Origin of the sequence: Sinorhizobium fredii, assembly GCF_002944405.1 — a bacterium.
GTDB classification, from domain to species: Bacteria; Pseudomonadota; Alphaproteobacteria; order Rhizobiales; family Rhizobiaceae; genus Sinorhizobium; species Sinorhizobium fredii_C.
Map to the genome: position 1 here is coordinate 2,252,558 of NZ_CP024307.1, position 23,201 is coordinate 2,275,758.

The 23,201-nt window shown below is 61.9% G+C and carries 27 protein-coding genes; 15 read left to right on the forward strand and 12 right to left on the reverse strand.

The genetic code is table 11. The features are described from left to right. Positions 1-76: 76 nt before the first annotated feature. The gene (locus tag NXT3_RS11130) at positions 77-2,002 is read right to left on the reverse strand and encodes an acyltransferase family protein (protein WP_104839332.1); all 1,926 of its coding nucleotides are present in this window, start codon (positions 2,000-2,002) and stop codon (positions 77-79) included. Positions 2,003-2,306: 304 nt separating this feature from the next. Here NXT3_RS11130 and NXT3_RS11135 point away from each other — a divergent pair, with 304 nt between their 5' ends. Further along, positions 2,307-2,651: a hypothetical protein gene (locus NXT3_RS11135; RefSeq protein WP_097538202.1), complete on the forward strand. Its 345-nt coding sequence runs from the start codon at positions 2,307-2,309 to the stop codon at positions 2,649-2,651. Positions 2,652-2,869: 218 nt separating this feature from the next. Here the strand turns inward: NXT3_RS11135 and NXT3_RS11140 are convergent, their stop codons facing one another. From NXT3_RS11140 to NXT3_RS11160, 5 genes are all read right to left on the reverse strand, one after another. Then, positions 2,870-4,867, reverse strand: a complete 1,998-nt coding sequence (locus NXT3_RS11140; RefSeq protein ID WP_199773278.1) for a vWA domain-containing protein — start codon at positions 4,865-4,867, stop codon at positions 2,870-2,872. Next, positions 4,867-5,394, reverse strand: coding sequence for an RNA polymerase sigma factor (locus NXT3_RS11145; RefSeq protein WP_097524962.1), 528 nt, complete (start codon positions 5,392-5,394; stop codon positions 4,867-4,869). The genes NXT3_RS11140 and NXT3_RS11145 overlap by 1 nt, the downstream gene beginning before the upstream one ends. A 118-nt stretch (positions 5,395-5,512) precedes the next feature. After that, entirely contained in the window at positions 5,513-6,280 is a 768-nt protein-coding gene (locus tag NXT3_RS11150; protein WP_037423660.1) for a phosphodiester glycosidase family protein, read from the reverse strand. Positions 6,281-6,438: 158 nt separating this feature from the next. After that, positions 6,439-7,143 (reverse strand): 4Fe-4S dicluster domain-containing protein, encoded by a 705-nt coding sequence (locus NXT3_RS11155; protein ID WP_097524963.1) that lies wholly within the window; start codon positions 7,141-7,143, stop codon positions 6,439-6,441. A gap of 107 nt (positions 7,144-7,250) precedes the next feature. Further along, positions 7,251-8,825, reverse strand: coding sequence for a trimethylamine methyltransferase family protein (locus NXT3_RS11160; RefSeq protein ID WP_037423604.1), 1,575 nt, complete (start codon positions 8,823-8,825; stop codon positions 7,251-7,253). Between the two features lie 518 nt (positions 8,826-9,343). On the opposite strand from NXT3_RS11160, the gene NXT3_RS11165 reads away from it, so the two are divergent. Next, positions 9,344-10,042, forward strand: a complete 699-nt coding sequence (locus tag NXT3_RS11165) for a cobalamin B12-binding domain-containing protein (RefSeq protein WP_037386375.1) — start codon at positions 9,344-9,346, stop codon at positions 10,040-10,042. Between the two features lie 106 nt (positions 10,043-10,148). Here NXT3_RS11165 and NXT3_RS11170 read toward each other — a convergent pair whose 3' ends face one another. Next, the gene (locus NXT3_RS11170) at positions 10,149-10,307 is read right to left on the reverse strand and encodes an entericidin domain-containing protein (RefSeq protein WP_083854228.1); all 159 of its coding nucleotides are present in this window, start codon (positions 10,305-10,307) and stop codon (positions 10,149-10,151) included. 39 nt (positions 10,308-10,346) lie between these two features. Here NXT3_RS11170 and NXT3_RS11175 point away from each other — a divergent pair, with 39 nt between their 5' ends. The 3 genes from NXT3_RS11175 to NXT3_RS11185 all read left to right on the forward strand — a co-directional run bounded on the left by NXT3_RS11175 (position 10,347) and on the right by NXT3_RS11185 (position 12,150). Next, entirely contained in the window at positions 10,347-10,967 is a 621-nt protein-coding gene (locus tag NXT3_RS11175; protein ID WP_104839333.1) for a DUF1638 domain-containing protein, read from the forward strand. Between the two features lie 125 nt (positions 10,968-11,092). Beyond that, positions 11,093-11,911, forward strand: a complete 819-nt coding sequence (locus tag NXT3_RS11180; RefSeq protein ID WP_104839334.1) for a formyl transferase — start codon at positions 11,093-11,095, stop codon at positions 11,909-11,911. A gap of 14 nt (positions 11,912-11,925) precedes the next feature. Continuing rightward, positions 11,926-12,150, forward strand: a complete 225-nt coding sequence (locus NXT3_RS11185; RefSeq protein WP_234819688.1) for a hypothetical protein — start codon at positions 11,926-11,928, stop codon at positions 12,148-12,150. Between the two features lie 54 nt (positions 12,151-12,204). Here the strand turns inward: NXT3_RS11185 and NXT3_RS33240 are convergent, their stop codons facing one another. Then, a complete protein-coding gene (locus NXT3_RS33240) occupies positions 12,205-12,363 on the reverse strand; it encodes a hypothetical protein (protein WP_158254906.1) in 159 nt (52 codons plus the stop codon). A gap of 68 nt (positions 12,364-12,431) precedes the next feature. Here NXT3_RS33240 and NXT3_RS31960 point away from each other — a divergent pair, with 68 nt between their 5' ends. The 7 genes from NXT3_RS31960 (at position 12,432) to NXT3_RS11220 (ending at position 19,063) form a co-directional block, all read left to right on the forward strand. After that, positions 12,432-12,608, forward strand: coding sequence for a hypothetical protein (locus tag NXT3_RS31960; RefSeq protein WP_086022790.1), 177 nt, complete (start codon positions 12,432-12,434; stop codon positions 12,606-12,608). A gap of 438 nt (positions 12,609-13,046) precedes the next feature. After that, a complete protein-coding gene (locus NXT3_RS11195) occupies positions 13,047-13,349 on the forward strand; it encodes a virulence factor (RefSeq protein WP_104839335.1) in 303 nt (100 codons plus the stop codon). Beyond that, positions 13,342-13,923 carry a methylenetetrahydrofolate reductase C-terminal domain-containing protein gene (locus tag NXT3_RS11200; RefSeq protein ID WP_037423591.1) on the forward strand — a complete coding sequence of 194 codons (582 nt, stop codon included), beginning with the start codon at positions 13,342-13,344 and terminating at the stop codon, positions 13,921-13,923. Before NXT3_RS11195 ends, NXT3_RS11200 begins: the two co-directional genes overlap by 8 nt. Further along, on the forward strand, positions 13,920-15,011 hold the full coding sequence (locus NXT3_RS11205; protein ID WP_037423588.1) for a methylenetetrahydrofolate reductase: 1,092 nt from the start codon (positions 13,920-13,922) through the stop codon (positions 15,009-15,011). Before NXT3_RS11200 ends, NXT3_RS11205 begins: the two co-directional genes overlap by 4 nt. Positions 15,012-15,132: 121 nt before the next feature. After that, positions 15,133-16,095, forward strand: coding sequence for a methyltetrahydrofolate cobalamin methyltransferase (locus NXT3_RS11210; RefSeq protein WP_037423585.1), 963 nt, complete (start codon positions 15,133-15,135; stop codon positions 16,093-16,095). Between the two features lie 395 nt (positions 16,096-16,490). Continuing rightward, positions 16,491-16,829 carry a hypothetical protein gene (locus tag NXT3_RS11215; protein WP_037423582.1) on the forward strand — a complete coding sequence of 113 codons (339 nt, stop codon included), beginning with the start codon at positions 16,491-16,493 and terminating at the stop codon, positions 16,827-16,829. 161 nt (positions 16,830-16,990) lie between these two features. After that, on the forward strand, positions 16,991-19,063 hold the full coding sequence (locus tag NXT3_RS11220; RefSeq protein ID WP_104839336.1) for an ASKHA domain-containing protein: 2,073 nt from the start codon (positions 16,991-16,993) through the stop codon (positions 19,061-19,063). A 12-nt stretch (positions 19,064-19,075) separates the two neighbouring features. On the opposite strand, the gene NXT3_RS11225 is transcribed toward NXT3_RS11220, so the two are convergent. From NXT3_RS11225 to NXT3_RS11235, 3 genes are all read right to left on the reverse strand, one after another. Next, positions 19,076-19,543, reverse strand: a complete 468-nt coding sequence (locus NXT3_RS11225) for an SRPBCC family protein (protein WP_097538197.1) — start codon at positions 19,541-19,543, stop codon at positions 19,076-19,078. 39 nt (positions 19,544-19,582) lie between these two features. Next, positions 19,583-19,903: an ArsR/SmtB family transcription factor gene (locus tag NXT3_RS11230; protein WP_104839337.1), complete on the reverse strand. Its 321-nt coding sequence runs from the start codon at positions 19,901-19,903 to the stop codon at positions 19,583-19,585. A gap of 72 nt (positions 19,904-19,975) precedes the next feature. After that, positions 19,976-20,890 carry a LysR substrate-binding domain-containing protein gene (locus tag NXT3_RS11235; protein ID WP_037423573.1) on the reverse strand — a complete coding sequence of 305 codons (915 nt, stop codon included), beginning with the start codon at positions 20,888-20,890 and terminating at the stop codon, positions 19,976-19,978. Between the two features lie 131 nt (positions 20,891-21,021). Here NXT3_RS11235 and NXT3_RS11240 point away from each other — a divergent pair, with 131 nt between their 5' ends. Further along, positions 21,022-21,366 carry a hypothetical protein gene (locus tag NXT3_RS11240; protein ID WP_097525071.1) on the forward strand — a complete coding sequence of 115 codons (345 nt, stop codon included), beginning with the start codon at positions 21,022-21,024 and terminating at the stop codon, positions 21,364-21,366. A gap of 114 nt (positions 21,367-21,480) precedes the next feature. After that, the gene (locus NXT3_RS11245; RefSeq protein ID WP_037423570.1) at positions 21,481-21,678 is read left to right on the forward strand and encodes a hypothetical protein; all 198 of its coding nucleotides are present in this window, start codon (positions 21,481-21,483) and stop codon (positions 21,676-21,678) included. A 244-nt stretch (positions 21,679-21,922) separates the two neighbouring features. Here the strand turns inward: NXT3_RS11245 and NXT3_RS11250 are convergent, their stop codons facing one another. Beyond that, positions 21,923-22,087 carry a hypothetical protein gene (locus NXT3_RS11250; protein ID WP_158665338.1) on the reverse strand — a complete coding sequence of 55 codons (165 nt, stop codon included), beginning with the start codon at positions 22,085-22,087 and terminating at the stop codon, positions 21,923-21,925. Between the two features lie 78 nt (positions 22,088-22,165). On the opposite strand from NXT3_RS11250, the gene NXT3_RS11255 reads away from it, so the two are divergent. Further along, on the forward strand, positions 22,166-23,170 hold the full coding sequence (locus NXT3_RS11255; RefSeq protein ID WP_012708387.1) for a GlxA family transcriptional regulator: 1,005 nt from the start codon (positions 22,166-22,168) through the stop codon (positions 23,168-23,170). Positions 23,171-23,201: the final 31 nt, after the last annotated feature.

Below are 23,201 nucleotides of genomic sequence, written 5' to 3' on the forward strand. Positions count from 1 at the left end.
GGTCTTCAGAGCGTAACTCTTCTCGTGGAGGCGATAGCGGCCTCCGGTTGCGGGAAGTTTTCGCCTGACCGATCGATCACAGGGCTGCCGATGGGGGCGAAGGTTGCGCCGGTGAGACCTGTGCGGATACCGGATCGCTCTTCGCTGCATCGACAAAGGAGCGGTAGAAGTTGAGCGCGCGGCCCATCTGTCGCGATCCTTGCGCGGAGAAATGCCCATGGTCCTCGAAAAGCTCTACGCCCTGATCCTCGACCTTGCAGGCATCCGCATCGCAAAGATAATCCATGAAGCTGACAACGGGATACTCGTCGGCGATATCGGCGACGACCTGTAGTATGTCCTTGTCGTGGACGCGAACATTCTTGAGCGGCAACTCGCAGCGCTCAATCGGTTGATCCAAGAGTCTTGCCCGCGCAACGCAAAGGCCGGTGTCGCGGCCGTCATGCGGCGTCGGCGCGACGAACACGGCCTCAAAACCATTTGCCTTTAGCCAGGCAAGCGTCGAGCGCAGGCTGGTGGTGAGGGTCTTCACCTCGGTGGGGACTTCCCGCCTTCCTTCGACGAGCACCATCTCTTCCGTCAGGTACTGGCTAAGCTGCGATGACAGGACGACATAGCGGATCGACTTGTTCGCTACCAGGAAACGCCGCACATCATCATTATGCTGGGCGCATTCCTTCGGCCAGCTCGGGCCAAGCCGCGGCGCCATCGGGGACAGGTCGAGAAACGGCCCGCAATTGTTTTTGGTAAGTTGTAGCAACCGGACGTCAGGCTTCGAGGCAATGATGCCATCAACCAGATGTCGTGCAAAGGAATCGCCCCAAACGGCCATTTCGGGTGTGTGGCTTGTAGCGCATTTGAGATCGACCGCCGCATCGCACCGCTTGCCGAGGCCGACACTCGAGCCGGTCAGCCGCGCCAAGTCCCGCTTTTGCGCAACCATCCCGTCCGTCCCATCAAGGCCCAGGCCCAAAAGGATTGCCACGGCACCAGAGGCGATCGTGAAACTAAAGACGGCGCGCCGTCCGAAACGGGCTCGTTTGCGGAACGGCTGCTCGACATAGCGCCAGCTGAAATAGGCCAATACGAAGCAAATCGCGATCAGCAGCAAGTAACCGAAACGTGGAATCTCGTCGATCCAACGCAAGCGCGCGAAGGCGAAGACCGGCTGATGCCAGAGATAGAGGCTATAGCTTAGAAGTCCGATCGCCACCAAGGGCCGCCACGAAAGCAGTTTGCCCACGACCGTGTCTCCGTGTGCAAAGGCGAGCACGAGAGTAGTTCCCAGCACCACCGGCAGCGTCGTCCAGCCGGGGTAGTAAGCCGTTCCTTGGAGGAGGATGTAACTGGCGGCGATGGCGCAAAGACCGAGCGCTGCCAGGATCTCACGCATTCGTTGGGGAAAATCGAATTGCCTCTCATTGGCAATCGCCAGCATTGCACCGATGCCGAGCTCCCAAAAGCGGCTCGGCAGCAGGTAGAAATTTGCGGCCGGATCGATGCGGGCAAGAATCTGCGTGGCTCCAAAGCTGAGGATAACGCCAGTCGCCAGAAGCTTCATCACCTTAGCCACCGAGTAGCGGCGAAGCGCGAGTAGAAGCAGGGGCAACGCAATGTAAAACTGCTCCTCGACGGCCAGTGACCAGGTGTGCAGAAGGGGCATCAAGTCCGTGTTCGGCGCGAAATACCCGGTCTGACCCCAGAACAGGAAATTCGACCCGAGAAGGCTCACCGCATAAAGGCTCTTGCCGAAATTGTTGAGCTCCTGCGGCAGCATCCAAAGAGCGGCGAACGCGGTCGAAACGGTGCAGATGAAGAGCAAAGCTGGCGCAAGACGCCTCGCGCGGCGTTCGTAGAATCCGACAATGCTGAAGCTACCGTCGCGGATTTCGCGGTGGATGATCGCCGTGATCAGATAACCACTGATGACGAAGAAAACGTCTACGCCAGCAAACCCGCCCCCGATGAAGCCAAAACCAGCATGGAAGAGAAGCACGGGCATGACCGCGAGCGCGCGCAGTCCATCAATTTCGGGTCTGTATTGTAGCAACGGTGGAGCACCTCGTTCAGAGCTTGCCGGTTAACATGGCCCTGCCGAAGCCGCCACTGCGCGGTCGGGTATATCCACATTGGTGTGATTTCTATGGCACGGCCGACTTGATAAGCGGACTAGGCTGACGCAGCGCGCTGTCCGCGCGCTCCACTGGTAGAGGTTCGGGAGTTCGGCAAAGACGACCGCAAGCTATCAATTGCAGATGGAGGGAGAGTCGCCTATCCGAGGATGTGCGACCAACGGAGATAAATCCATGAGCACGCCAGCCGCCTTCCCCGACCGGGACACGACCGCCGTCAAGCTTTCGAGCTTCGGCGAAGCGGAGCAGGCTTTCGTCAAGCTGCTGATGGAAAATCCGGAACAGGATGAAAATCTGATCGAGGGGTTGCACCGCCACCTCGACCTTGCCGCCGAAGCGCGGTTCCTGAATACGCTGAAACTCGAAAGAGTCGGAGAATGGCTCGGCAACGAGGCGCCGCCGCGTCTTCAGATGCGCCTTATGGAGGTGGCCCGCTCCAGCCAGCATGCGGCCTATCAGGCGTTCCGGAACGGGCTGATCAAATCCGGTGGATTGCAGCGCGCCTTTCCAAAGGCTTGAGAAAAACAGCGTGGGCAGGCAGCATCCGCAAAACTCCGGCGCGTCACGGTGGTGTACGGTGCCGCCCAGCCATTCCTGATGATCCTCGGCGCGCAGGAGTTGCCCGCCCTACAGCGCCGCGCGTCTTATCAGACGCGCAAAGGTCGCTGTCGCACTTTGAATTTGCTGCATGCCTTTGTCCTTAAATCGAGGTCGATAAGGAGACATGCAGTAGGCAGCTACTGCTTTGCGCCCGAAAGCCCTTTCGCCAGCCGCACCAGATTGACGAACTCGCCGCGGTAGCCGAACGGATCGGTGCCCTTGGCGGCGGCGGCGAGATCGGCGATCGCCGGATAGGAATAGTCGGCAAGGGCTGAATTTCCGGCAAGCTTCTGGCCGAACGCCGCGACGGCGATGGAGAAGCGGACGTCAGCCGACGCCTCGGCGAGGTTCGGCACCGCATTTCCCTCGGTGACCGGCGTGGTGATCAGCTCGCTCCTGTCGCCGTCCGGCTTCTTGTAGCGGATCTTCAGGAAGGCGAGTTCGCCGGCGTGAGCCGCAGCTGTTGCCGGCTTTTCGGCGGTCGCATAGCGGAGCTCGTCGTTGAGCACGGCCGGGCTGCCCTTGGGCGTCACCTCGTAGATCGCCGTCACGCTGTGGCCGGAGCCGATGTCGCCTGCATCGATCCTGTCGTTGTTGAAATCCTCGCGCTTCAGCGCCCGCGTCTCGTAGCCGATCAGCCGGTACTCGACGATCGCCGCCGGATTGAACTCCACCTGCAGCTTCACATCCTTGGCGATCGGGAAGAGCGACGACCCCGCCTCTTCGACGAGCGTTTTCTGCGCCTCCGCCAGCGTGTCGATGTAAGCAGCAACGCCGTTGCCGTTCTGGGCGAGCGTCTGCATCAGCGCGTCGTTGTAGTTGCCCCGACCGAAGCCGAGAACGGAGAGAAAGACGCCGCTTTTGCGCTTCGCTTCGACCATGCGTCTCAATTCCTCGTCGCTCGACGGCCCGACATTGAAGTCGCCGTCGGTCGCGAGCAGGATGCGATTGACGCCGTTCTGGACGAAGGCTTTCTCCGCCAGCCGATAGGCAGCGTCGATGCCCTCGGCACCGGCCGTCGAGCCGCCCGGTTGCAGCGTGTCTATCGCCGCCAGTATCTTCGCCTTGTCCTTGACCGCCGTGGGTTCAAGCACTGTGCCGGCATTGCCGGCATAGGTGACGATCGACACTGTATCGTCCGGTCTCAGCCGTTCGACCAGCAGCCGGAAAGCATTCTTGAGAAGCGGCAGCTTGTCCGGTTCGTCCATGGAGCCGGAGACGTCGATCAGGAAGACGAGGTTGGCTCTCGGCGCCTCCTGCTGAACCACCTCATAGCCCTTGATCGCCACATGCATCAGCCGCGTTGCTGCGTTCCATGGCGTCGGCGTCACTGTGACGGTGGGCTTGAACGGCTCCGCAGCCGTCGTCGGGCGCGGCCAATCATAGGGGAAATAATTGATCATCTCCTCGACGCGTACGGCATCGTGGTTCGGCATCTCGCCCTCCATCAGAGATCGGCGGACGAAGGCGTAAGAGGCCGTATCGACATCGACGGAGAAGGTCGAGACCGGCTTGGTCGCAACGCTTTTTACTGGATTGGCATCGGCGTTGCCGAAGCGCTCGCGGCTTTCTGTCGGCGGCGGAAGGATATCGCCTGGCACGGCCGGCGCCGGCATGAGTGCGGCGCGGCCACGCGCGGCAAAGCCCACCGTCCCGCCTTCGGCAGCGGGCGCTGCGGCCGTATCGGCCGCAGCGCTTGCCGTCGCCTCGTTTTCGGCGGCCTCGCGAGGCACCTCGCTGAGGTCCGAGCCGGACCCGGGGAAAAGCTCTCCCCGCTCGATGGTCGCGGGCGCAGTCGATTTCGGCTGCGGGCGCGGTACTGGCTTGGCGGCCACCTGCACCTCCGCGTCGCGTGAAAAATCGCTGCGAACCAGTTCCAGCGTCAGGAAAGCGGCGGCCGGGACGACGATCAGCATCGCCAGGGCCGATCCGGCAAGAAATTTCCGGTTCATGATAGGGCTCCATATCCGGTTGAGGATGGAGCTTTGACGCGCGGGCTTCGTTGATCCTTGGGCAGGCGACATATTTTCCGCCGCGTCATAGGACTGCATCGCGGCGGCGAGGGCCCGCGCCCGTGCCTCGTCCGTCGGCTTCGGCGGCGTCCGTCCGGACAGCATATCGAGTTCGTCGGTCATCACACAGCCTCCTTGCCGAGCAGCGTCCGCAAGCGTTTCCGCGCCTCATGGACGTGCCAGGAGATGGTCGCTTCCGAGCAGCCAAGCACGTCGGCGGCTGCCGCATGGCTCAGACCCTCGGCATAAACGAGCAGGACGGCATCGCATTGCTTTTCCGGCAGCGCCCGCACCGCCGCCCACAGCGCCTCGCGCCGCTCCTCGTCATCGCCATCGGACATTGCGGAGAGCGCCGAATCGGATGCATAGGCCTGCATCTTCCGCTCGTCGCGCGCCCGCCGGCGCCGGTGATCACGGGCCGCATTCAGCGTCAATGCATAGAGCCAGGTGCGGAACCGGCTGGTGCCGCGGAAGCCGCGAATCGCCGAGCCAAGCCTTATGCAGACCTCCTGGGCAATATCCTCCGCATCGGCCTCATTGCCCGACCACCGCCAGGCGACCGCATGAACGAAGTCATAGTGGCGCTCGATCAATCGGCCAAAGGCCTCGCGATCGCCGCTCACCGCCCGTTCAACGAGTTCCGCGTCCAAATCCCTGCCCGCCCAATCCCTGCACGCACAATCCCTGCCCGCTCTGTCCTATTTCAAGCTTAGACGGTCGCCGACCGCCATTCCTTGGGTGGAGCCGACAAATTCTTTTGCGGTGCGCTCAATGCGGAAACCTCGCGACGACGGCGATGATTGGCCCGAGCGGAAACAGCCGGTCGTGGCGGTTTATCTCCGGCGCATAAAGGCTCGAAATCGTGCCGTCGAGGAACAGCGCGTTGGGGCAGTCAAGCGCGTCCCGGAAGAGCGTCGCGAAATCGTGGAAGCGCACCGGCCGCTTCGAGACCGCGAAAACCACCTGGCCTTCCGTCGTCACACCGACGCCGTTGCGGGTTTTGAAACTGTCGCTGTCCGGCAGGAAGCGCGGGTGAAGCTTGCCGTCGATCACCAGCATCGGCCCGGATTGCGTGGCAAAGCGCGGTGTGATGCCGGCGTCGCGGTAAGCCTCTGCCGCCATAACGCCTGCCTTGCCGTCCGTCACGTAGAAGACGCCGTTCGGCAGCAGGTGGAAATTGCCCCAACCCGGATTGGTGTTGAGCGGGGCCTGCTCTCCGCCTTCTTCAATGTGCAGGCCGACCGGAGAAAGGTCCTCGTGATACATGCCGCCATTCATGGCGAAGACGAGATATTCGTCGCGATGGCGCAATTCGAGCGACAGCGCCTTGAAGGATCTGAACGGAACGCCCGCATGGTCCTTGTTGTAGAGGCGAATGTCGCTTGCGGCGGGATCGAAGCTGCAGGCGATGTAGTCTTCGCCACGGTGGCTCACGTTGCGGCAGGAAGTGCCTGCAGCGTCGGCCGGCGCGGATTTGGCAAAGCCGCCCGTGAGAAGTGCGGCGCCGATGAGAAGGCCTTTTGGAAACAGTGGCATGGTTCGCGACTCGAAGCGGATCGTGACGTAACATCGCATGGATTGCGGCGGTTTGATGCGCGATTGCTGAGTGCTCCGGATTGGCAAGTCAATCACGGCGCAGGAGGGCATTTTCACGGTCCATCATGACCGACTGGGGCCGACTGAGAGCAACCAGTCTAAAGCCTCAGTGCCGCCATATGGAAACGGAGTTGCGCATCCGGGTAGCGAAAGTCTCGCCCTACCGGACAGACATCGCGCGAAAGGCAGCCAAGCGCGAGGCAGCCGCCAGGCTCCTCCTTTGACCTCAAATGCGTGCGGCAGCGAGCGACATCGAATGCGCGGGCGGCCAAGGCATCAGCCGGACAGGCCGAAATGCACGGCTTTCCCACACAAGCATCGCAAGGATGGCCAGTTGAAACTTTGTCCGTCTGCGGAAGTACCCGATCAAAGCCGAGCGCACCGCGATAGCCGTGCCAGAGACCATATTTGGGGTGGATGAGGATGCCGAGCGGCGATGGTTTCAAGCCCTCGGCGCGCATTGCCCATCGCTGGAATGGCTGCCAGGGCGGATCGGACGGGTAATAGGCGGTGGCGTCGAGCCGCTCCGCGACAGGTTGGATTATCTGCTTCGACCAATTGTCGAGTGGATCCATGCCGCCTTGATCCGGCTGGTCTGCTCGCCAACGGCTGAACGGCTCCCACAGTGAGCCACCGATATTGCCGACGAGCAGGACGCTCGCGGCAGGCGCGCCGCCCTTTAGCTGGGGAGCCGCCTCGCCGGCCACAAAATTCACAGTGCCACGCAAAAAAAGACCGTGCGGCTCGAGAGCCGCACGGAGCATTTGAACAAGATTGTCGTCACAAGCGGAGGCCGCCGTCATTTCGGTTTCGGCCCCTGGGTTTCGTAATGCGGGCGCCAGACCTCCTTCTGGATCATGTCGGCCACCTGCGCCGCGCCGCCTTGCTCCCTGGCTCGCTCGGGAGCCTTTCAGGTGAAGGCGTCCGGCATCGAATCCTTGCGCTTGGCGATATAGTCCTTGAGCGCATCGTCGATCGCCGGATCGAGATAGGGTGCCTCGTAGTGTTCGAGCCACGAGCGGGCGAGCGCGTTGGCGCGCTGCTCGATCCGCTTCTCGCCTTCGATTTCCCACTGTTCGAAGGAATTGTTGTCGGCGAGCGGCGAGCGGTAGAAGGCCGTCTGGAAATTGGCCTGGGTATGGGAGCAGCCGAGATAGTGGCTGCCGGGGCCAACTTCGCGGATCGCGTCGAGCGCCTGCGCATTCTCCGAAAGATCGACGCCTTCGGCCATCTTCTGCATCATGCCGAGCTGATCCTGGTCGATCATGAACTTCTCGTAGGACGAGACCAGACCGCCTTCGAGCCAGCCGGCCGCGTGCAGCACGAAGTTGGTGCCGGCGAGCAGCGTCATGTTGATCGTGTTCGCCGATTCGTGTGCCGCCTGGGCATCCGGAACCTTGGAGCCGCAGAGCGAACCGCCGGTACGGAACGGCAGGCCGAGGCGGCGGGCAAGCTGGGCGGCGCCATAGGAGACAAGCGACGGCTCCGGCGTGCCGAAGGTTGGGGCACCCGACTGCATCGAGATCGAGGCGGCGAAGGTGCCGAAAAGCACCGGCGCGCCCTTGCGGATCAGCTGGGTGAACGAGGCGCCGGCAAGAACCTCGGCCAGAATCTGCGTCAGCGTCCCGGCGACGGTCACCGGGCTCATCGCGCCGGAAAGAATGAAGGGCGACAGCACGCAGGCCTGATTATGGCGCGCGTAGACCTTGAGCGCGCCCACCATCGTCTCGTCGAAGACCATCGGCGAATTGGCGTTGATCAGGTTCAGCGTCACCGTATTGTTCTCGACGAAATCGTCGCCGAAGACGATCTTCGCCATGGCGATCGTGTCTTCGGCCCGTTCCGGCGCCGTCACCGAGCCCATGAAGGGTTTGTCGGAATAGCGGATATGGCTGTAGACCATGTCCAGATGGCGCTTGTTGACCGGGATGTCGACCGGCTCGCAGACCGTGCCGCCCGAGGAATGGACGGACGGCGCCATGTAGGCAAGCTTCACGAAATTGCGGAAATCCTCGATCGTCGCATAGCGGCGGTTGCCGTCGAGATCGCGGACGAAGGGCGGGCCGTAGACCGGTGCGAAAACCGTCGCCTTGCCGCCGATATGGGCGTTGCGCTCCGGATTGCGCGCATGCCAGGTGAAGTTCGACGGCGCGGTCTTCAAAAGCTCGCGGCAGAGGCCCTTCGGGAAATGGACGCGCTCGCCGCGCACATCAGCTCCCGCCGCCTTCCAGAGCTCCAACGCTTCCGGATCGTCACGGAATTCGATGCCGATCTCTTCCAGAACGATGTCGGCATTGCGCTCGATGAGCTGCAACCCCTCCTCGTCGAGAACTTCGTACTCGCGAATCTTGCGCTGGATATAGGGCAGAGACGGTCCCGGACCGCCGCCGGTGCGGGAGGCCCGGCGGGCTGCCGCCCCACGTCCCTCGCCACGCGCGCGGCGTCCGCCGCCTTCGATCGCGCCTTGTTCTGTAACGTCGCTCATTCGCTCATTCCTCTCCCGCCACGTCTTCGCACGAAGGACGCGCAACATTTCGGTAGGTGGGCGCATAGTCCTTTCCGCCGGTCGAATCCAGTAGCGGCACCATGCGCCCGGCATGGATTTGGCCTAATGCTACCAAGCCGCCGGATCGGTACGGGTCTCAATGCGCCAACAGGTGGCGCAACTTAGACACTCGACCGGCCCCGTCCACACGGTCCGTTGGTGCCGCGTGAAACCGTGGCTGTGTGCCGGCCATTACCTAAACGCTTGCTCAGCTGCCTAAACTAACACCTTGAACTGTTGCATAATTTTACCGGGCGGCGGATTCCGCATCGGTGAATTATGCGATACGACTGGCATGACAAACGATGGGAAGCACCGCGTCGTCGTTTTTCACCATATGCGACGTCGCTTTCGAAAAGAGATTTTTAGGCGCCGCCCGTTAAGGATGGGACAACGCGTCCGGAGTGTTATCGTGCCACTCCCGCGAAACGACTATGCCAGGAACCGAGGACCCTACTATGGCAGATGATGAAATCATTCTCGAGGACCTTTCCGACGAGGAACTCGTGCAGCAGATGCATGACGACCTTTATGACGGTCTCAAGGAGGAAATCGAGGATGGCACCCGCATCCTCCTCAAGCGCGGCTGGACGCCCTACGACATCCTGACCCAGGCGCTCGTCGAAGGCATGCGCATCGTCGGCATCGACTTCCGCGACGGCATTCTCTTCGTGCCGGAAGTTCTGCTTTCCGCAAACGCGATGAAGGCCGGCATGACCATCCTGCGGCCGCTGCTCGCCGAAACCGGCGCACCGAAGCTCGGCAAGATGGTAATCGGCACCGTCAAAGGCGACATTCACGACATCGGCAAGAACCTCGTCGGCATGATGATGGAAGGCGCCGGCTTCGACGTCGTCGACCTCGGCATCAACAATCCGGTCGAGAACTATCTGGAAGCGCTCGAGCGCGAGCAGCCCGACATCCTCGGCATGTCGGCGCTGTTGACGACGACGATGCCCTACATGAAGGTTGTCATCGACACCATGAAGGAGAAGGGCCTGCGCGACGATTACGTCGTTCTCGTCGGCGGCGCGCCGCTCAACGAGGAATTCGGCAAGGCCGTCGGCGCCGACGCCTATTGCCGCGACGCGGCGGTCGCCGTCGAAACCGCAAAGGATTATATGCGGCGCAAGCACAACCAGCTTGCCGCCGGCTGAGTCCAACTGATGCAGAAAAACGCCGGCTGTGCGGATGAAACCGACAGCCGGCGTCTTTGTTTATTATAAAGCGAGGCCGCTACGCCTCCCTACAGCCGCGTGGCGGTCAATTGGCCGCTCGGGCGACCCGGCGCCCGGCTCCCTCTGTGGCGTTCACGGTATTCGCAGTATCCTGCCCCATGCCGCGGATCGTATTGGCGCAGGAACTCAGGGTTGAGAGCGCTACCAGAAGAGCGCCGATCATCGCAATGGACCTTATTGTCATGACCGTGATTCCTTTGTGTTGATACAAGGCGGAATAAAGATGGAAAACGCACCGTCGGCAAGAGAACGTGCACAGCCAAAGAAAGTTCACGTCATTGGTTGCGGCGCCATCGCGCGTGAAATTCTTGCGATCTGCGTGGCCAACAAGCTCGACCATATCGAGCTCAACTGTCTTCCCGCCATCTGGCACAACACGCCGGAAAAGATCGTGCCGGGCCTTCGCGACGCGATCGCCCGCGCCCGTTCCGACGGCTTCGAGCGCATCTTCATCGCCTATGCCGATTGCGGTACGGGCGGTCTCATCGATCGGCTCTGCGAGGAGGAAGGCGTCGAGCGGATTCCCGGCCCGCACTGCTATTCCTTCTTCGCCGGCAATGCGGATTTCGCCGCCCGTTGGGACGACGACCTCACGGCCTTCTTTCTCACCGACTTCCTCGCCCGCCAGTTCGAAGCATTCGTCGTCGAGCCGCTCGGCCTCGACCGGCATCCGGAACTGCGCGACATGTATTTCGGGCACTACCGCAAGCTCGTCTATCTATCGCAGGTGGAAGACGAGGCCCTCAAGGAGAAGGCCCGCCGCGCCGCCGACTATCTCGGCCTCGCCTATGAGTACCGCTTTACCGGCTACGGCGATCTCAGCCGGTCGTTGATTGAGGCGTAATGCTCCCGTGATATATTATTGGCTACCCGCTTAAGACCACGGTAACGCCTGTGTCGGCATATCTGTTTCTGCGCGCGACTGTGTCTGGACGCCGCAGATGATACTCAGACAACCCTTGCCGACCTATGTACCGATCGCAAAGCGCCCTCACGGAAAGTGAAACGTCAACGGCCGCCTCGACCGGCCGGCGCATCGTCGTCGTTACCGCAGGGGGCGACAATCCGAACATCCTGATCAATGCGCTTGCCGCCCGCTTTCCCGACATCGTCGTCCTGCAGGAGCAGCCGGAATCCAAGGCGCTCTTCGTCAGACGGCGGGCTCGGAAGCTCGGATGGGCGACGGCTTTGGGCCAGCTCGCCATGATGATCGCCTCGCGTTTCCGCAAACGGCTCACGCGCCGGCGGGCGGCCGAAATCCTGCGCAGCTACGGCGTGTCTGTCGACAAGCCCCCCTCCATCCCGGTGCACCAGATCGCTTCGATCAACGATGCCGAAGGCCGCGCACGGCTGACGGCGCTTCAGCCCGCCGTCGTCTTTCTCGTCAGTTGCCGGATGCTGAAGCCCGCAACGCTGGCAACAATCCCCTGCCCCGTCCTGAACTTCCATGCGGGCATCAATCCGCAGTATCGCGGACTGATGGGCGGCTACTGGGCGCTCGTCGGCAATGATTTGGAGAATTTCGGCGCGACCGTTCATCTCGTCGATGAGGGCGTCGATACCGGCCGCATTCTTTACCAGTCGCGGCAGATACCAAGCCGCGCCGATACGATCCATACCTATCCGCTGCTCCAGACAGCCGCCTCGACCGACATTGCGATCAGGGCGGTCGAGGACGCGCTCGCCGGATACCTCCGACCCTTCGATATCGCCGCTCCGTCGCGGCAATGGTATCATCCGCCGGTCTGGGCTTGGCTTTGGAATGGCCTGCGACGCGGGATCTGGTAAACGAGAGGAATCCGATGCAACAGGACCGCTACGAACTCATCCTCGACCCAACCGACCATTGGACCGTGTGGGACAACCTGACCGGTGTCCCGGCGGTATTTGCGGACCAGCTACTAGCCGGGTTCACCGAGGCTGAAGCGGAAGCAGCTCTCAGGGTGCTCATCGCAGTCGGGCGCAAGCCCCGACCGCAGCCGAGGATGCGGCGTAGTCGCCGGATGGCGAAGGCGCTGTCCTACTGAGCAGCCCCCAGGACGCGCTTGGTAGCACTATCCACAGCGTGGCCGGTCTGGGTGCTATCCTGCCTGAATCCGCGCGCCGTGTTCGCGCAGGAAGAAAGCGCGAGAAGCGCGAGGCACAACATTGCGATCACTGTTCTTGACATCAGGACTCTCCGGGGCATCTGCACATTCGATGGAAATGACGCGCTTTTGTACGAAATCAAGCGCACGCATGCACTTGCCTCCAACAGTCGACGGGAAGAACATGGCTGCGCAGTTCCAATCCGTGATTGGAGAAGAAAATGCCGCACGGACCATCGATACTCATCGCCTTGATCGCACTTTTGGCGATCGCCGGGTGCGTCAGCAACCAGACGAGCCAGCAGAACGCCGCCCCTCCTCCACCAAGTTCAACCGGCGCCTCCGGCGGTGGCGGCATGGGCGGCGGCAGCCAGGGGAGCGGAAGCTCCGGCTATTGAGGCCGTAGCCGAGGAGCCCGGTTTGGCGCGATCGCACGGTTGCGGCCAAGGTGTTTGCCAGGACCCTGCTTCCGCGTTCCGAATGCCAAGGGCCGCGTCAAGATACCCGCGGTGCATTCCGCTCTTCATGCGAACCGGGGGAGCGTCGTTTTTTGACATATCCGACGTCGTGCCAAGGTAAGCCACGGCGCATAGACATGCGCATTGTCGGCATAACAGCACCGCTCGTCAGAACAGACGCGCAAAGAACGCTGCAACACTTTGACTCGGCGTAGAAGCCTGTCCGAAGACCGATTTCGGCCTTCGGCATCATGCGCTCTGCATGTTCCTTGGATCGCGATCGACGTAAGGATAAAAACATGCAGTAATTCAAAGGGCTACAGCGACCTCTGCGCGTCTGACAAGAGGCGCGGGGCTGTGGAGGAGAACAGGAATCCCATGGCAGACCGCATCATCGTCTACTGGCGCGATATCCCCGCCCAGGTCATCATCAAACAGGGCCGCAAGAGTGCCAAGCGAGAGCTTTCGCTGCGCTTCACCGAGGCGATCGACATGTGCGCCATGCGGACCGGCGCTGCCGAGACCGACGACTACCTGGCCGAATGGCGCAGGGCCGATCCGGTCCCGGTTTCAGACGATCTCGAGGCGGAGGCCGACAAGGCAGCAGCCGAACTGGAGGCCGCCTACGACAGGGAGCGGCTCGTTGCACTCGTCAAAGCCGGAGGGCGGGACAATGCCTGACCCCAAGGTCGTCACCGGCAACGCCGAATCCGCCAAGAAGGCGGCCACGGGCGCCTATACGCCGACAAATGTCTCGCCGAGCCGCCGCTCGCGCCACAAATACACGGTCCGGCTCTGGGCGGTCCGCCATTCGCGCTTTCTCGAATGGTTCTACAACCGCTTTGCCGACATGTTCCTGATGCTCCATCCGCTCTGGAACGCCATCGGCTACAACCGCGTCGAGCGGCCGGTGACCTTCGTCGAACGCCACGTCAAGGGTTTCCTCTTCGACTGTCGCATGTGCGGCCAGTGCGCGCTGTCCTCGACCGGCATGTCCTGCCCGATGAACTGTCCGAAGCAGCTCCGCAACGGCCCCTGCGGCGGCGTCCGTGCCAACGGCAACTGCGAGGTCGAACCGGATATGCCCTGTGTCTGGGTGCAAGCGTGGAAGGGTTCGCAGAACATGGTGAAGGGCAACGCGATCATGAATGTCCAGAAACCGGTCAACCAATCGCTGCGAGAAACCTCGTCGTGGTTGCGGGTGACGGCCGAGGCCGCGGCTCTCGAAGAGGCGAAGAAGGAAGGCCAGAGATGAGCCCGGATATCAACCCCTTCGACCCCGGTGCGCCGCTCGACCCCCTGCCCGGCCATTCTTCGCGCGGCCGGCTGGAGCGGGTGCTGCGCCGCGGCGAATTTGCCGTCACGGCCGAGCTTAATCCGCCAGACAGCGCCAATCCCCAGGACGTCTACGAACGGGCAGCGATCTTCGACGGCTGGGTGGACGGCATCAACGCCGTCGACGCCTCGGGCGCCAACTGCCACATGTCGTCGGTCGGTATTTGTGCGCTGCTGACGCGCATGGGCTATGCGCCGATCATGCAGATCGCCTGCCGCGACAAGAACCGCATCGCCATCCAGGGCGACGTGCTCGGCGCCTCGGCCATGGGCGTGCAGAACATCATGTGCCTGACAGGCGACGGTGTGCAGGCCGGCGACCAGCCGGGTGCCAAGCCCGTCTTCGACCTCGACTGCATGTCGCTGCTCGAGACCGTCAGGATCATGCGCGACAATTCGAAATTCCTCTCCGGCCGCAAGCTGACGACGCCGCCGCAGGTTTTCCTCGGCGCCGCGATCAACCCCTTTGCGCCGCCTTACGATTTCCGGCCCTACCGGCTGGCAAAGAAGATCGAAGCGGGCGCCCAATTCGTCCAGAGCCAGTACTGCTTCGACGTGCCGATGTTCCGCGAGTACATGAAGAAGGTGCGCGACCTCGGCCTGCACGAGAAATGCTTCATCCTCGTCGGCGTCGGCCCGATGGCCTCGGCCAAGACCGCACGCTGGATCCGCTCCAACGTGCCGGGCATCCATATTCCCGATTCGATCATCACGCGCCTTGAAGGCGCCCAGGACCAGAAGAAGGAAGGCAAGCAGCTCTGCATCGACATCATCAACGAGGTGAAGGAGATCGAGGGCGTTTCGGGCGTGCACGTGATGGCCTATCGCCAGGAGGAATATGTGGCGGAGATCGTCCACGAGTCCGGCGTCCTGAAGGGTCGCAAGCCATGGAAACACGAAGCGACGCCGACGGAAACGCTTGTGGCCGAGCGGCTCGAGCATCTTCGCGGGGGCATCGAGGAAAACCAGCAGCAGATGGCGGAGGCCGCCGCACACCATCCGCATTGAGAACAGGGCCGCGGCCAGCGGCTTTAACAGAGGAAAACCGGCGCTTCGGCTCGTCCCGCGCCTGACAAACACGAATGGGGTCTATTACATAGCCCCAGGCTCCAGGATCAGAGGATCTTATATGACCCGCACCATCGTCGCTTCCGCCACCCGCGAGATCGTCATCGGCTTCGACCAGCCCTTCTGCGTCATCGGCGAGCGCATCAATCCGACCGGCCGCAAGAAGCTCGCCGCCGAAATGATCGAGGGCAACTTCGAGACGGTCATCAAGGACGCGCTGGAGCAGGTTGCCGCGGGTGCGACCATGCTCGACGTCAATGCGGGCGTGACAGCTGTCAACCCGAACGAGACCGAACCGCCGCTGCTCGTCAAGACGCTGGAAATCGTCCAGGGCCTCGTCGATGTACCGCTGTCGATCGACAGCTCGGTAACGGCGGCGATCGAAGCCGGCCTGCGCGTTGCCAAGGGCCGCCCGCTCGTCAACTCGGTCACCGGCGAAGAGGAAAAGCTGGAAGCGATCCTTCCGCTCGTTAAGAAGTACGACGTTCCGGTTGTCGCGATCTCAAATGACGAGACCGGCATTTCCATGGATCCCGACGTCCGCTTTGCTGTCGCCAAGAAGATCGTCGAGCGCGCCATGGATCACGGCATCAAGCCGCACGACATCGTCGTCGATCCGCTCGTCATGCCGATCGGCGCCCTGGGCGATGCTGGCCGGCAGGTCTTCGCGCTGCTCCGCCGCCTGCGTGAAGAGCTCAAGGTCAACACCACCTGCGGCCTTTCCAACATCTCCTTCGGCCTGCCGCATCGCCACGGCATCAATGCCGGCTTCATTCCGATGGTAATCGGTGCCGGCATGACGTCGGCAATCATGAACCCCTGCCGCCCGCAGGAAATGGAAGCGGTGCGCGCCGCGAACGTCTTGAACGGTACCGACGCTAACTGCACCAACTGGATCATGACCTATCGCGACCACAAGCCGGCCGAAGGCGGACATGTGGCGGCCGCCGCGGCACCGGCTGCCGGCGGTGGACGTCGTGGCGGACGTGCGGCGCGGGCTGGCGCCGCAGCGGTGCGAGAGTAATATCCTGCTTCGACGCTGCACTGCCTATCAAGGGGAATTGCCTTGAGGAACCAGGAACCATCTTCGGTTCCTTGCGGTTTTCATCCCCTTGATCCTCTTCGCCAGATACATGCTGTTTGAGGATGCGGACGAGTTTCGAAGGTTCTACGGTGCACTCTGGAACTATGTTCTGCCGCTTGTGTTTCTAAACTTCGCGGTGCTTGCCGTTGTATTTGGCTTGGCTTTTACGAATAGAATCAATCTGCGATCTTAAGAACGGGTCATAAACCTGTGCTTTTGAGGTGGTTCGATGTTGTTGGCCACGGCAGTCGCCTATGCATTCGCAGTCGTGAAGCTAACTGTGGCACCATAGCGAAATCCGGAACTCGCATCCGGCCGAAGAGTGGAGATAACCAATGACACCGCGCCGCCTCCGCTTGGACACTGCCACGCTTTGGTTCGATGCTCCATTCGTCATCGCGCTTCGGCTGCAGCAGATGCAGCTTGCGGCAATGACCGGAAAGACGCACGACGTAGCCGAGCTCCAACGCATGGTTTCCGAAAAGGTCGCAGCGGCGGCCGAGAGCGGGATGGCCGTGAACCTGGCCCTCTGGAAGGCCGCTCTCGACAGCACGATGCGGCTGATGACCGGCAGCGGTTCCCACCATGGGACGGCTATTGCCGCGGCCGCCCTCAAGCCCTATGGCAAGCGGGTGCGCAGCAATGCCCGGCGGCTATCGCGCAGGAAACCGTAACCGTCCCGTTCGCCAGCGCACGGCAACCCTCCTGAAATGTGCTGACAGATCTTTTCATGTCGGGATCTGACAACTATCAGGCGTCATTCCGGTGCAGTCTGAAGCGGTCTACCCGCGCTTCGCTCCCCGGTTGAAGCGGACCTGACGAGAGACCGACCAGCATGCGCATCGAAAGCACTTCCGAAATCGAGACCAATATGACCGAAGCCGCGCAGAAGGATCCTCTGGTGCTTTTCATGCCTTCGGGCAAGCGCGGCCGCTTCCCGGTCGGCACCCCAGTGCTCGATGCTGCGCGCAAGCTTGGCGTTTATGTCGAAAGCGTCTGCGGCGGCCGCGCCACCTGCGGACGCTGTCAGGTGTCCGTGCAGGAAGGCAATTTCGCCAAGCACAAGATCGTTTCCTCGAACGAACACCTCTCCCCGATCGGCCCCAAGGAGCAGCGCTACGCCACGGTGCGCGAACTGCCCGATGGTCGTCGCCTCTCCTGCTCGGCGCAGATCCTCGGCGATCTCGTCATCGACGTGCCGCAGGATACCGTCATCAATGCCCAGGTGGTGCGCAAGGCCGCAACCGACCGGTTGATCGAGCGCAATGCCGCCGTCCAGCTCTGCTATGTCGAAGTGGACGAGCCGGACATGCACAAGCCGCTCGGCGATCTCGACCGGATGAAGGCGGTTCTGGAGAAAGACTGGGGCTGGAAGGATCTGCTGATCGCGCCGCACCTGATCCCGCAGGTTCAGGGCATCCTGCGCAAGGGCAACTGGGCGGTGACCGCCGCGATCCATCGGGACATGGATTCCTCCCGCCCCTTCATCGTCGGCCTTTGGCCGGGATTGAAGAACGAGGCCTATGGAATAGCCTGCGACATCGGCTCGACGACGATCGCCATGCACCTGGTGTCGCTGCTCTCCGGCCGAATCGTTGCCTCTTCGGGCGCATCGAACCCGCAGATCCGCTTCGGCGAGGATCTGATGAGCCGCGTCTCCTATGTGATGATGAACCCGGATGGCCGCGAGGCGATGACCAAGGCCGTGCGGGAAGCGGTGAACAGGCTGATCGGCAAGGTCTGCAGCGAAGGCGGCGTCGATCGGCACGACATCCTCGACATGGTGGTCGTCGGCAACCCGATCATGCATCACCTTTTCCTCGGCATTGACCCGACGGAACTCGGCCAAGCGCCCTTCGCACTCGCGGTTTCTGGCGCGCTGCAATATTGGGCGCATGAGATCGACATCGAGGTCAATCGCGGCGCGAGGCTCTATATGCTCCCCTGCATCGCCGGACATGTCGGGGCGGATGCGGCCGGCGCGACGCTTTCGGAGGGTCCGCATCGCCAGGACAAGATGATGCTGCTCGTCGATGTCGGTACCAATGCCGAAATCGTCCTCGGCAACCGCGCCCGCGTCGTCGCCGCCTCCTCGCCGACGGGCCCGGCGTTCGAGGGAGCTGAAATTTCCTCCGGCCAACGCGCCGCACCCGGCGCGATCGAGCGCGTCCGCATCGACCCGGAGACACTCGAGCCACGCTTCCGCGTCATCGGTGTTGACAAGTGGTCGGACGAGGAGGGCTTCGGCGAGGCCGCCGCAGCGGTGGGCGTTACCGGGATCTGCGGCTCGGCGATCATCGAGGTGGTCGCTGAAATGTATCTCACCGGCATCATCTCGCAGGACGGCGTCGTCGACGGTGCGATGGCTGCTAAAAGCTCGCGTATCGTTCCGAACGGCCGCACCTTCTCCTACCTGCTGCATGACGGCGAACCGCGCATCACCGTGACGCAGAACGACATCCGAGCGATCCAACTCGCCAAGGCTGCGCTCTATGCCGGCATCAAGCTCTTGATGGAAAAGCAGGGCGTCGAGCATGTCGACACGATCCGCTTTGCCGGCGCCTTCGGCTCCTTCATCGATCCGAAATACGCCATGGTGCTCGGCCTGATCCCGGATTGCGACCTCGCCGAGGTGAAGGCAGTCGGAAATGCCGCCGGCACCGGCGCCCTTATGGCCCTCCTCAACCGCGGTCACCGCCGCGAGATCGAGGAAACCGTGAGAAAGATCGAGAAGATAGAAACGGCTCTTGAATCGAAATTTCAGGAGCACTTCGTCAACGCCATGGCGATGCCGAACAAGGTCGACGCCTTTCCGAAGCTCTCCGAGGTCGTGGCGCTACCGGAGCGCAAGGCGCTGGCCGATGACGGCGAAGGCGGTGGGCGCAGAAGGCGCAGGAGCCGGGAGTAGCTGCAGAGCCGCTTATGCCACCTTCGCGGCAAACGACGCCAGCAACCCACCCCATCCTTTTTCAGAGTCGAGCACGCCGCGCAGATCCTCGGCCTTAACGCCATAATTGCCAAGATCGCGGTGCTCCAGCGTGACGATCGTCTCGCCTTCGCCCTTCGCCTCGAACCAGACTTCGACTTCCGTCTGGAATTTCGGCTCGAAGTCGAAATCGGCGTTGAGCTGCCAAGCGAGAAGAATGCGGTGCGGCGGATCGCAGGTGATGACGCGGCCCCATTCGCGCTCCTCGCCGGCATTCCCGACTTCGTACCATCTGCCGCCCGCTCTGGCCTCGACGATCACCGTCTTCTGTCCGGACTCCGTCAGGCTGTGCTCTTTGATCCACCAGCCACCCATGCCGTTCACGAAGAACTCGAAGGCCTTCTGCGGAGACGTGCGGACGGCAACCGATTTGCGGACCGGGACCGGTTCGATCCTGTGCATGAGGTTTCTCCCGGTCGTGTGCCTCTTTTAGATAGTCGTTCAGTCTTTATCCTGATCGGCCGCCGCTTCGACATTGGATTTGAAGGCGGCGAGTTGGTCAGTCCAGAAGCGGTCCAGCCACTGCCGCAAGGGTCCCAACCCAACGGGATCGATGGAGTAGATCCGCCGCACCCCCGCGGGTTCCTCACGAATGAGCCGTGTTTCCTTCAAGACCTTCAGGTGCTGCGAGATCGCCGGTTGCGATACGGGCATGGTGCGCGACAGTTCGGAAACGGACTGCCCACGCGCTGCAAGGCGCTCGAAAATCGCCCTTCGTGTCGGATCGGCCAGCGCAGCAAAGACTCTAGCTTCATAAGTCATGGCTTATTATAAGCTGCTACTTATGTCCGTCAAGCCAGGACGAGGCCTCGTCGCAGGCCGCAAGAGCCTCGGCTAAACGGCCTCGGCCATCCTGCCCGTATGCAGTTGGAGTTCGGCGAAAGCCTCACGGACGTGTTCGGCAACCGCCAGTACCGGTGCCGGTGCATCCTCAACCACCTTCAGCCCGATATCGTAATGGCCGAGATCGGGCAGCCCGTCTCGCTCGCCGAGCTGCACCATCTCCCCTTGGACTAGATAGCGCGGCAGCGGCGCGATCGCGAGGCCGGCGCGCACCGCAGCACGTTGTCCCGTCGTATAGGCGCTCAGGAACGCCACGCGGAATTTGCGCCCGGCCCGCGACAGCTTCTCGACCGCATCGGCGCGCCATACGCATCCGTCCTCCCACATCGACACCGGCAGGGGATCGCGCAGATGCGCGTTGCCGCACTTGGCCCCGGCCCAAACCAGCTTTTCCTGCATCAGGATTTCGCCGTCCTTGGACGCCTCGTCGGAAAGGCTGTTATAAATGGCAATGTCGAGCCGGTGCTCGTCGACCCGCTTGCGCATGGCGTTGCTCATCCCGATCGACACGTCGACCGTGACATTCGGGTAGGTCTCGGCAAAACGCTTCAGCACATCCGGAAGGATGCGCTCGCCCACATCTTCCGGCGCGCCGACGCGGACGACGCCGTTCATGTCGGGCAGCAGGAAGCGAGACACGGTCTCGTTGTTGAGCGACAGGAGCCGGCGGGCGAAGCCGAGCAGCAACTCGCCCTTCGGCGTCAATGAGACAGACCGCGCGTCGCGCAGGAAAAGCGTGCAGCCCAGCGTCTCTTCGAGCTTCTTGATCTGCATCGAGACCGCGGAGGGTGTGCGGTACACGGCTTCGGCCGCAGTCGTGAAATTGCCGGTTTCGGCAATGGCGACGAAGGTCTTCAACACATCCATTTCGAGAAGCGGAAGCGCGTGGCGCAGGATCATGTTCATGGCGGCCTCCTCATTCAGAAAAACTGAAAGATAGCTTAACTCCATTTCGTTTGATTGAATATTACATCGGGGCGATAGTCAAGCTCGCAAGGAAGCGGGGAAGCACCCGCAAAACACAAAGGAGCAAGGTCATGACCGCCCTATCTTTGGCGATCGACAACGTCGCCGCAACCGCACGACGGATCAGTGGCACTCCTTCATTCGGGAAGGACCCGATCGGCGGATCTGCGCCGCAACACAATCACGTCGTCCGGCATGCAGGCGACGACGGCGATCTCGTTCTCGCAATGCTGTCGCGAGCCCAGGTCTTCATCGAGCGGATCGCGGAGAGAAGGCGCGCGACCAAGCTCGCCAGAAACCGAGTGGAAACCCGGCGCCAATTGGCGAAACTGCCGGCAAGGGTCAGAAATGACCTGTTACAAGCGGAACAGAAGGTGATCAGGAGCCCTGATACAAGCTGTTACGTGCAGCAGTAAGAGATCACCATGTTTGATGGAAAACATCAAACATATTCGTTTGATTGATCAATCAGGTTGCGCCATAACCAAGACATGGTCGCGACCTTTTGAGAAGCTCAGAAGGAACCAGCAATGTCTATGAACCAACATTCTTCATCGTCGAGCCAGAGCCTTGCGGCTTTGCCCGGTCTTTTCAGCCTGCGCGCCCGCGCCTGGGCCGCCTGGAAGCGGCACCGTAACGAGCGCATCTTGGAGAACCTCTCCTACGACACGCTGAAGGATATCGGCTTCCCTTCCGTCGACGACGCGGTGCACAAGACGGAACAATGAACAGCGACACGACCTGTCGAAAGCCCCGCGCCTGGCAGGGGCTGATGAAATGAAGAAGGGCATTCCCGACCGGAGTGCCCTTCTTGCGTTGCGCCACCTTCCGAGGCAATCCGATCATGCTGGATCGGAGGTGTGGTCCCGCACATGACCCTCGCTAAGGCAGCCCCGGCTCGGCTCTTGTCAGATACCGACATCGTCTCCCCCTCCCCGAGAAAGTCGTAATTTACAAAATGTGCAACCAACGTCATGAGCGGTACACATCGGACGCTTGGCGGCGTTTCTTGTCGAAATGCGTCACTTCAGCCAAGACGTCTGTCGCTTTCGTGCAATCAGCAAACTCCTCCCGCCTGAGAAGAGCCCGCGGCTCGATGTCGCAATGCGAAATTTCTTCCCGGTCGCGGCTTTCCATGCCAATGTCGTAAACAGACAAGCCGGATGACATATTACAAGCGACGAATAGACACCCTCGTCCAGCATGGGAAGCCTCATGAACAAGCCTCTGACCAAAAAGCGCTCGCTCGTCTTCTTTCTGGTGCCGAACTTTTCAATGCTGCCCTTCTCCGCGGCGATAGAAACGCTTCGCATCGCCAACCGCATGCTCGGCTACGAGGCTTACACCTGGCGCCTCGCCTCAACCGACGGTCAGAAGGTCTTTTCCTCGGCCGGCATTGCCCTCGAGGTCAACACCTCGCTTGCGGACGAGCGCAAGTTCCTGGCAGGCGAAAACCGCCCCTCCATGGTGCTTGTCTGTTCGGGCGTCTATGTCGAGGAGTTCCAGAACAAATCGGTCAATGCCTGGCTGCGCGAGGTCTACAATCGCGGCATCGCCGTTGGAAGCCTCTGTACGGGCGCCCATGTGCTGGCCTCCGCGGGCCTGCTCACGGGCAAGCGCTGCGCCATCCACTGGGAAAATTTGCCCGGCTTTTCCGAGAGCTTCCCGCAGGCGGAGGTATATGCCGACCTGTACGAGATCGACAGCAACATCTACACCTGCGCGGGCGGCACCGCTTCGCTTGACATGATGCTGAACCTGATCGACCAGGATTTTGGCGAAAGCCTCGTCAACCGGGTCTGCGAGCAGGCCTTGACCGATCGCGTGCGCGGTCCGCATGACCGCCAGCGGCTTCCACTGCGCGCCCGCCTGGGGGTCCAGAACGCCAAGGTCCTCTCGATCATCGAACTGATGGAAGCGAACCTCTCAGAGCCGCTCTCGCTCCTCGAAATCGCCGAAAGCGCCGACCTGTCGCGCCGCCAGATCGAGCGGCTGTTCCGACAGGAGATGGGCCGCTCGCCGGCGCGCTATTACCTGGAGATTCGCCTTGACCGCGCACGGCATCTGCTGATCCAGTCGTCGATGCCGGTGGTCGAGGTGGCCGTCGCCTGCGGTTTCGTGTCCGCCTCGCACTTCTCCAAGTGTTATCGCGAACTTTACAACCGCTCGCCGCAACAGGAGCGCGCCGAGCGCAAGCTGACGCTGCAGATGGCGCGCTGAGGCCGGCTGAAGCAAGGCATCGCAGGCGGAC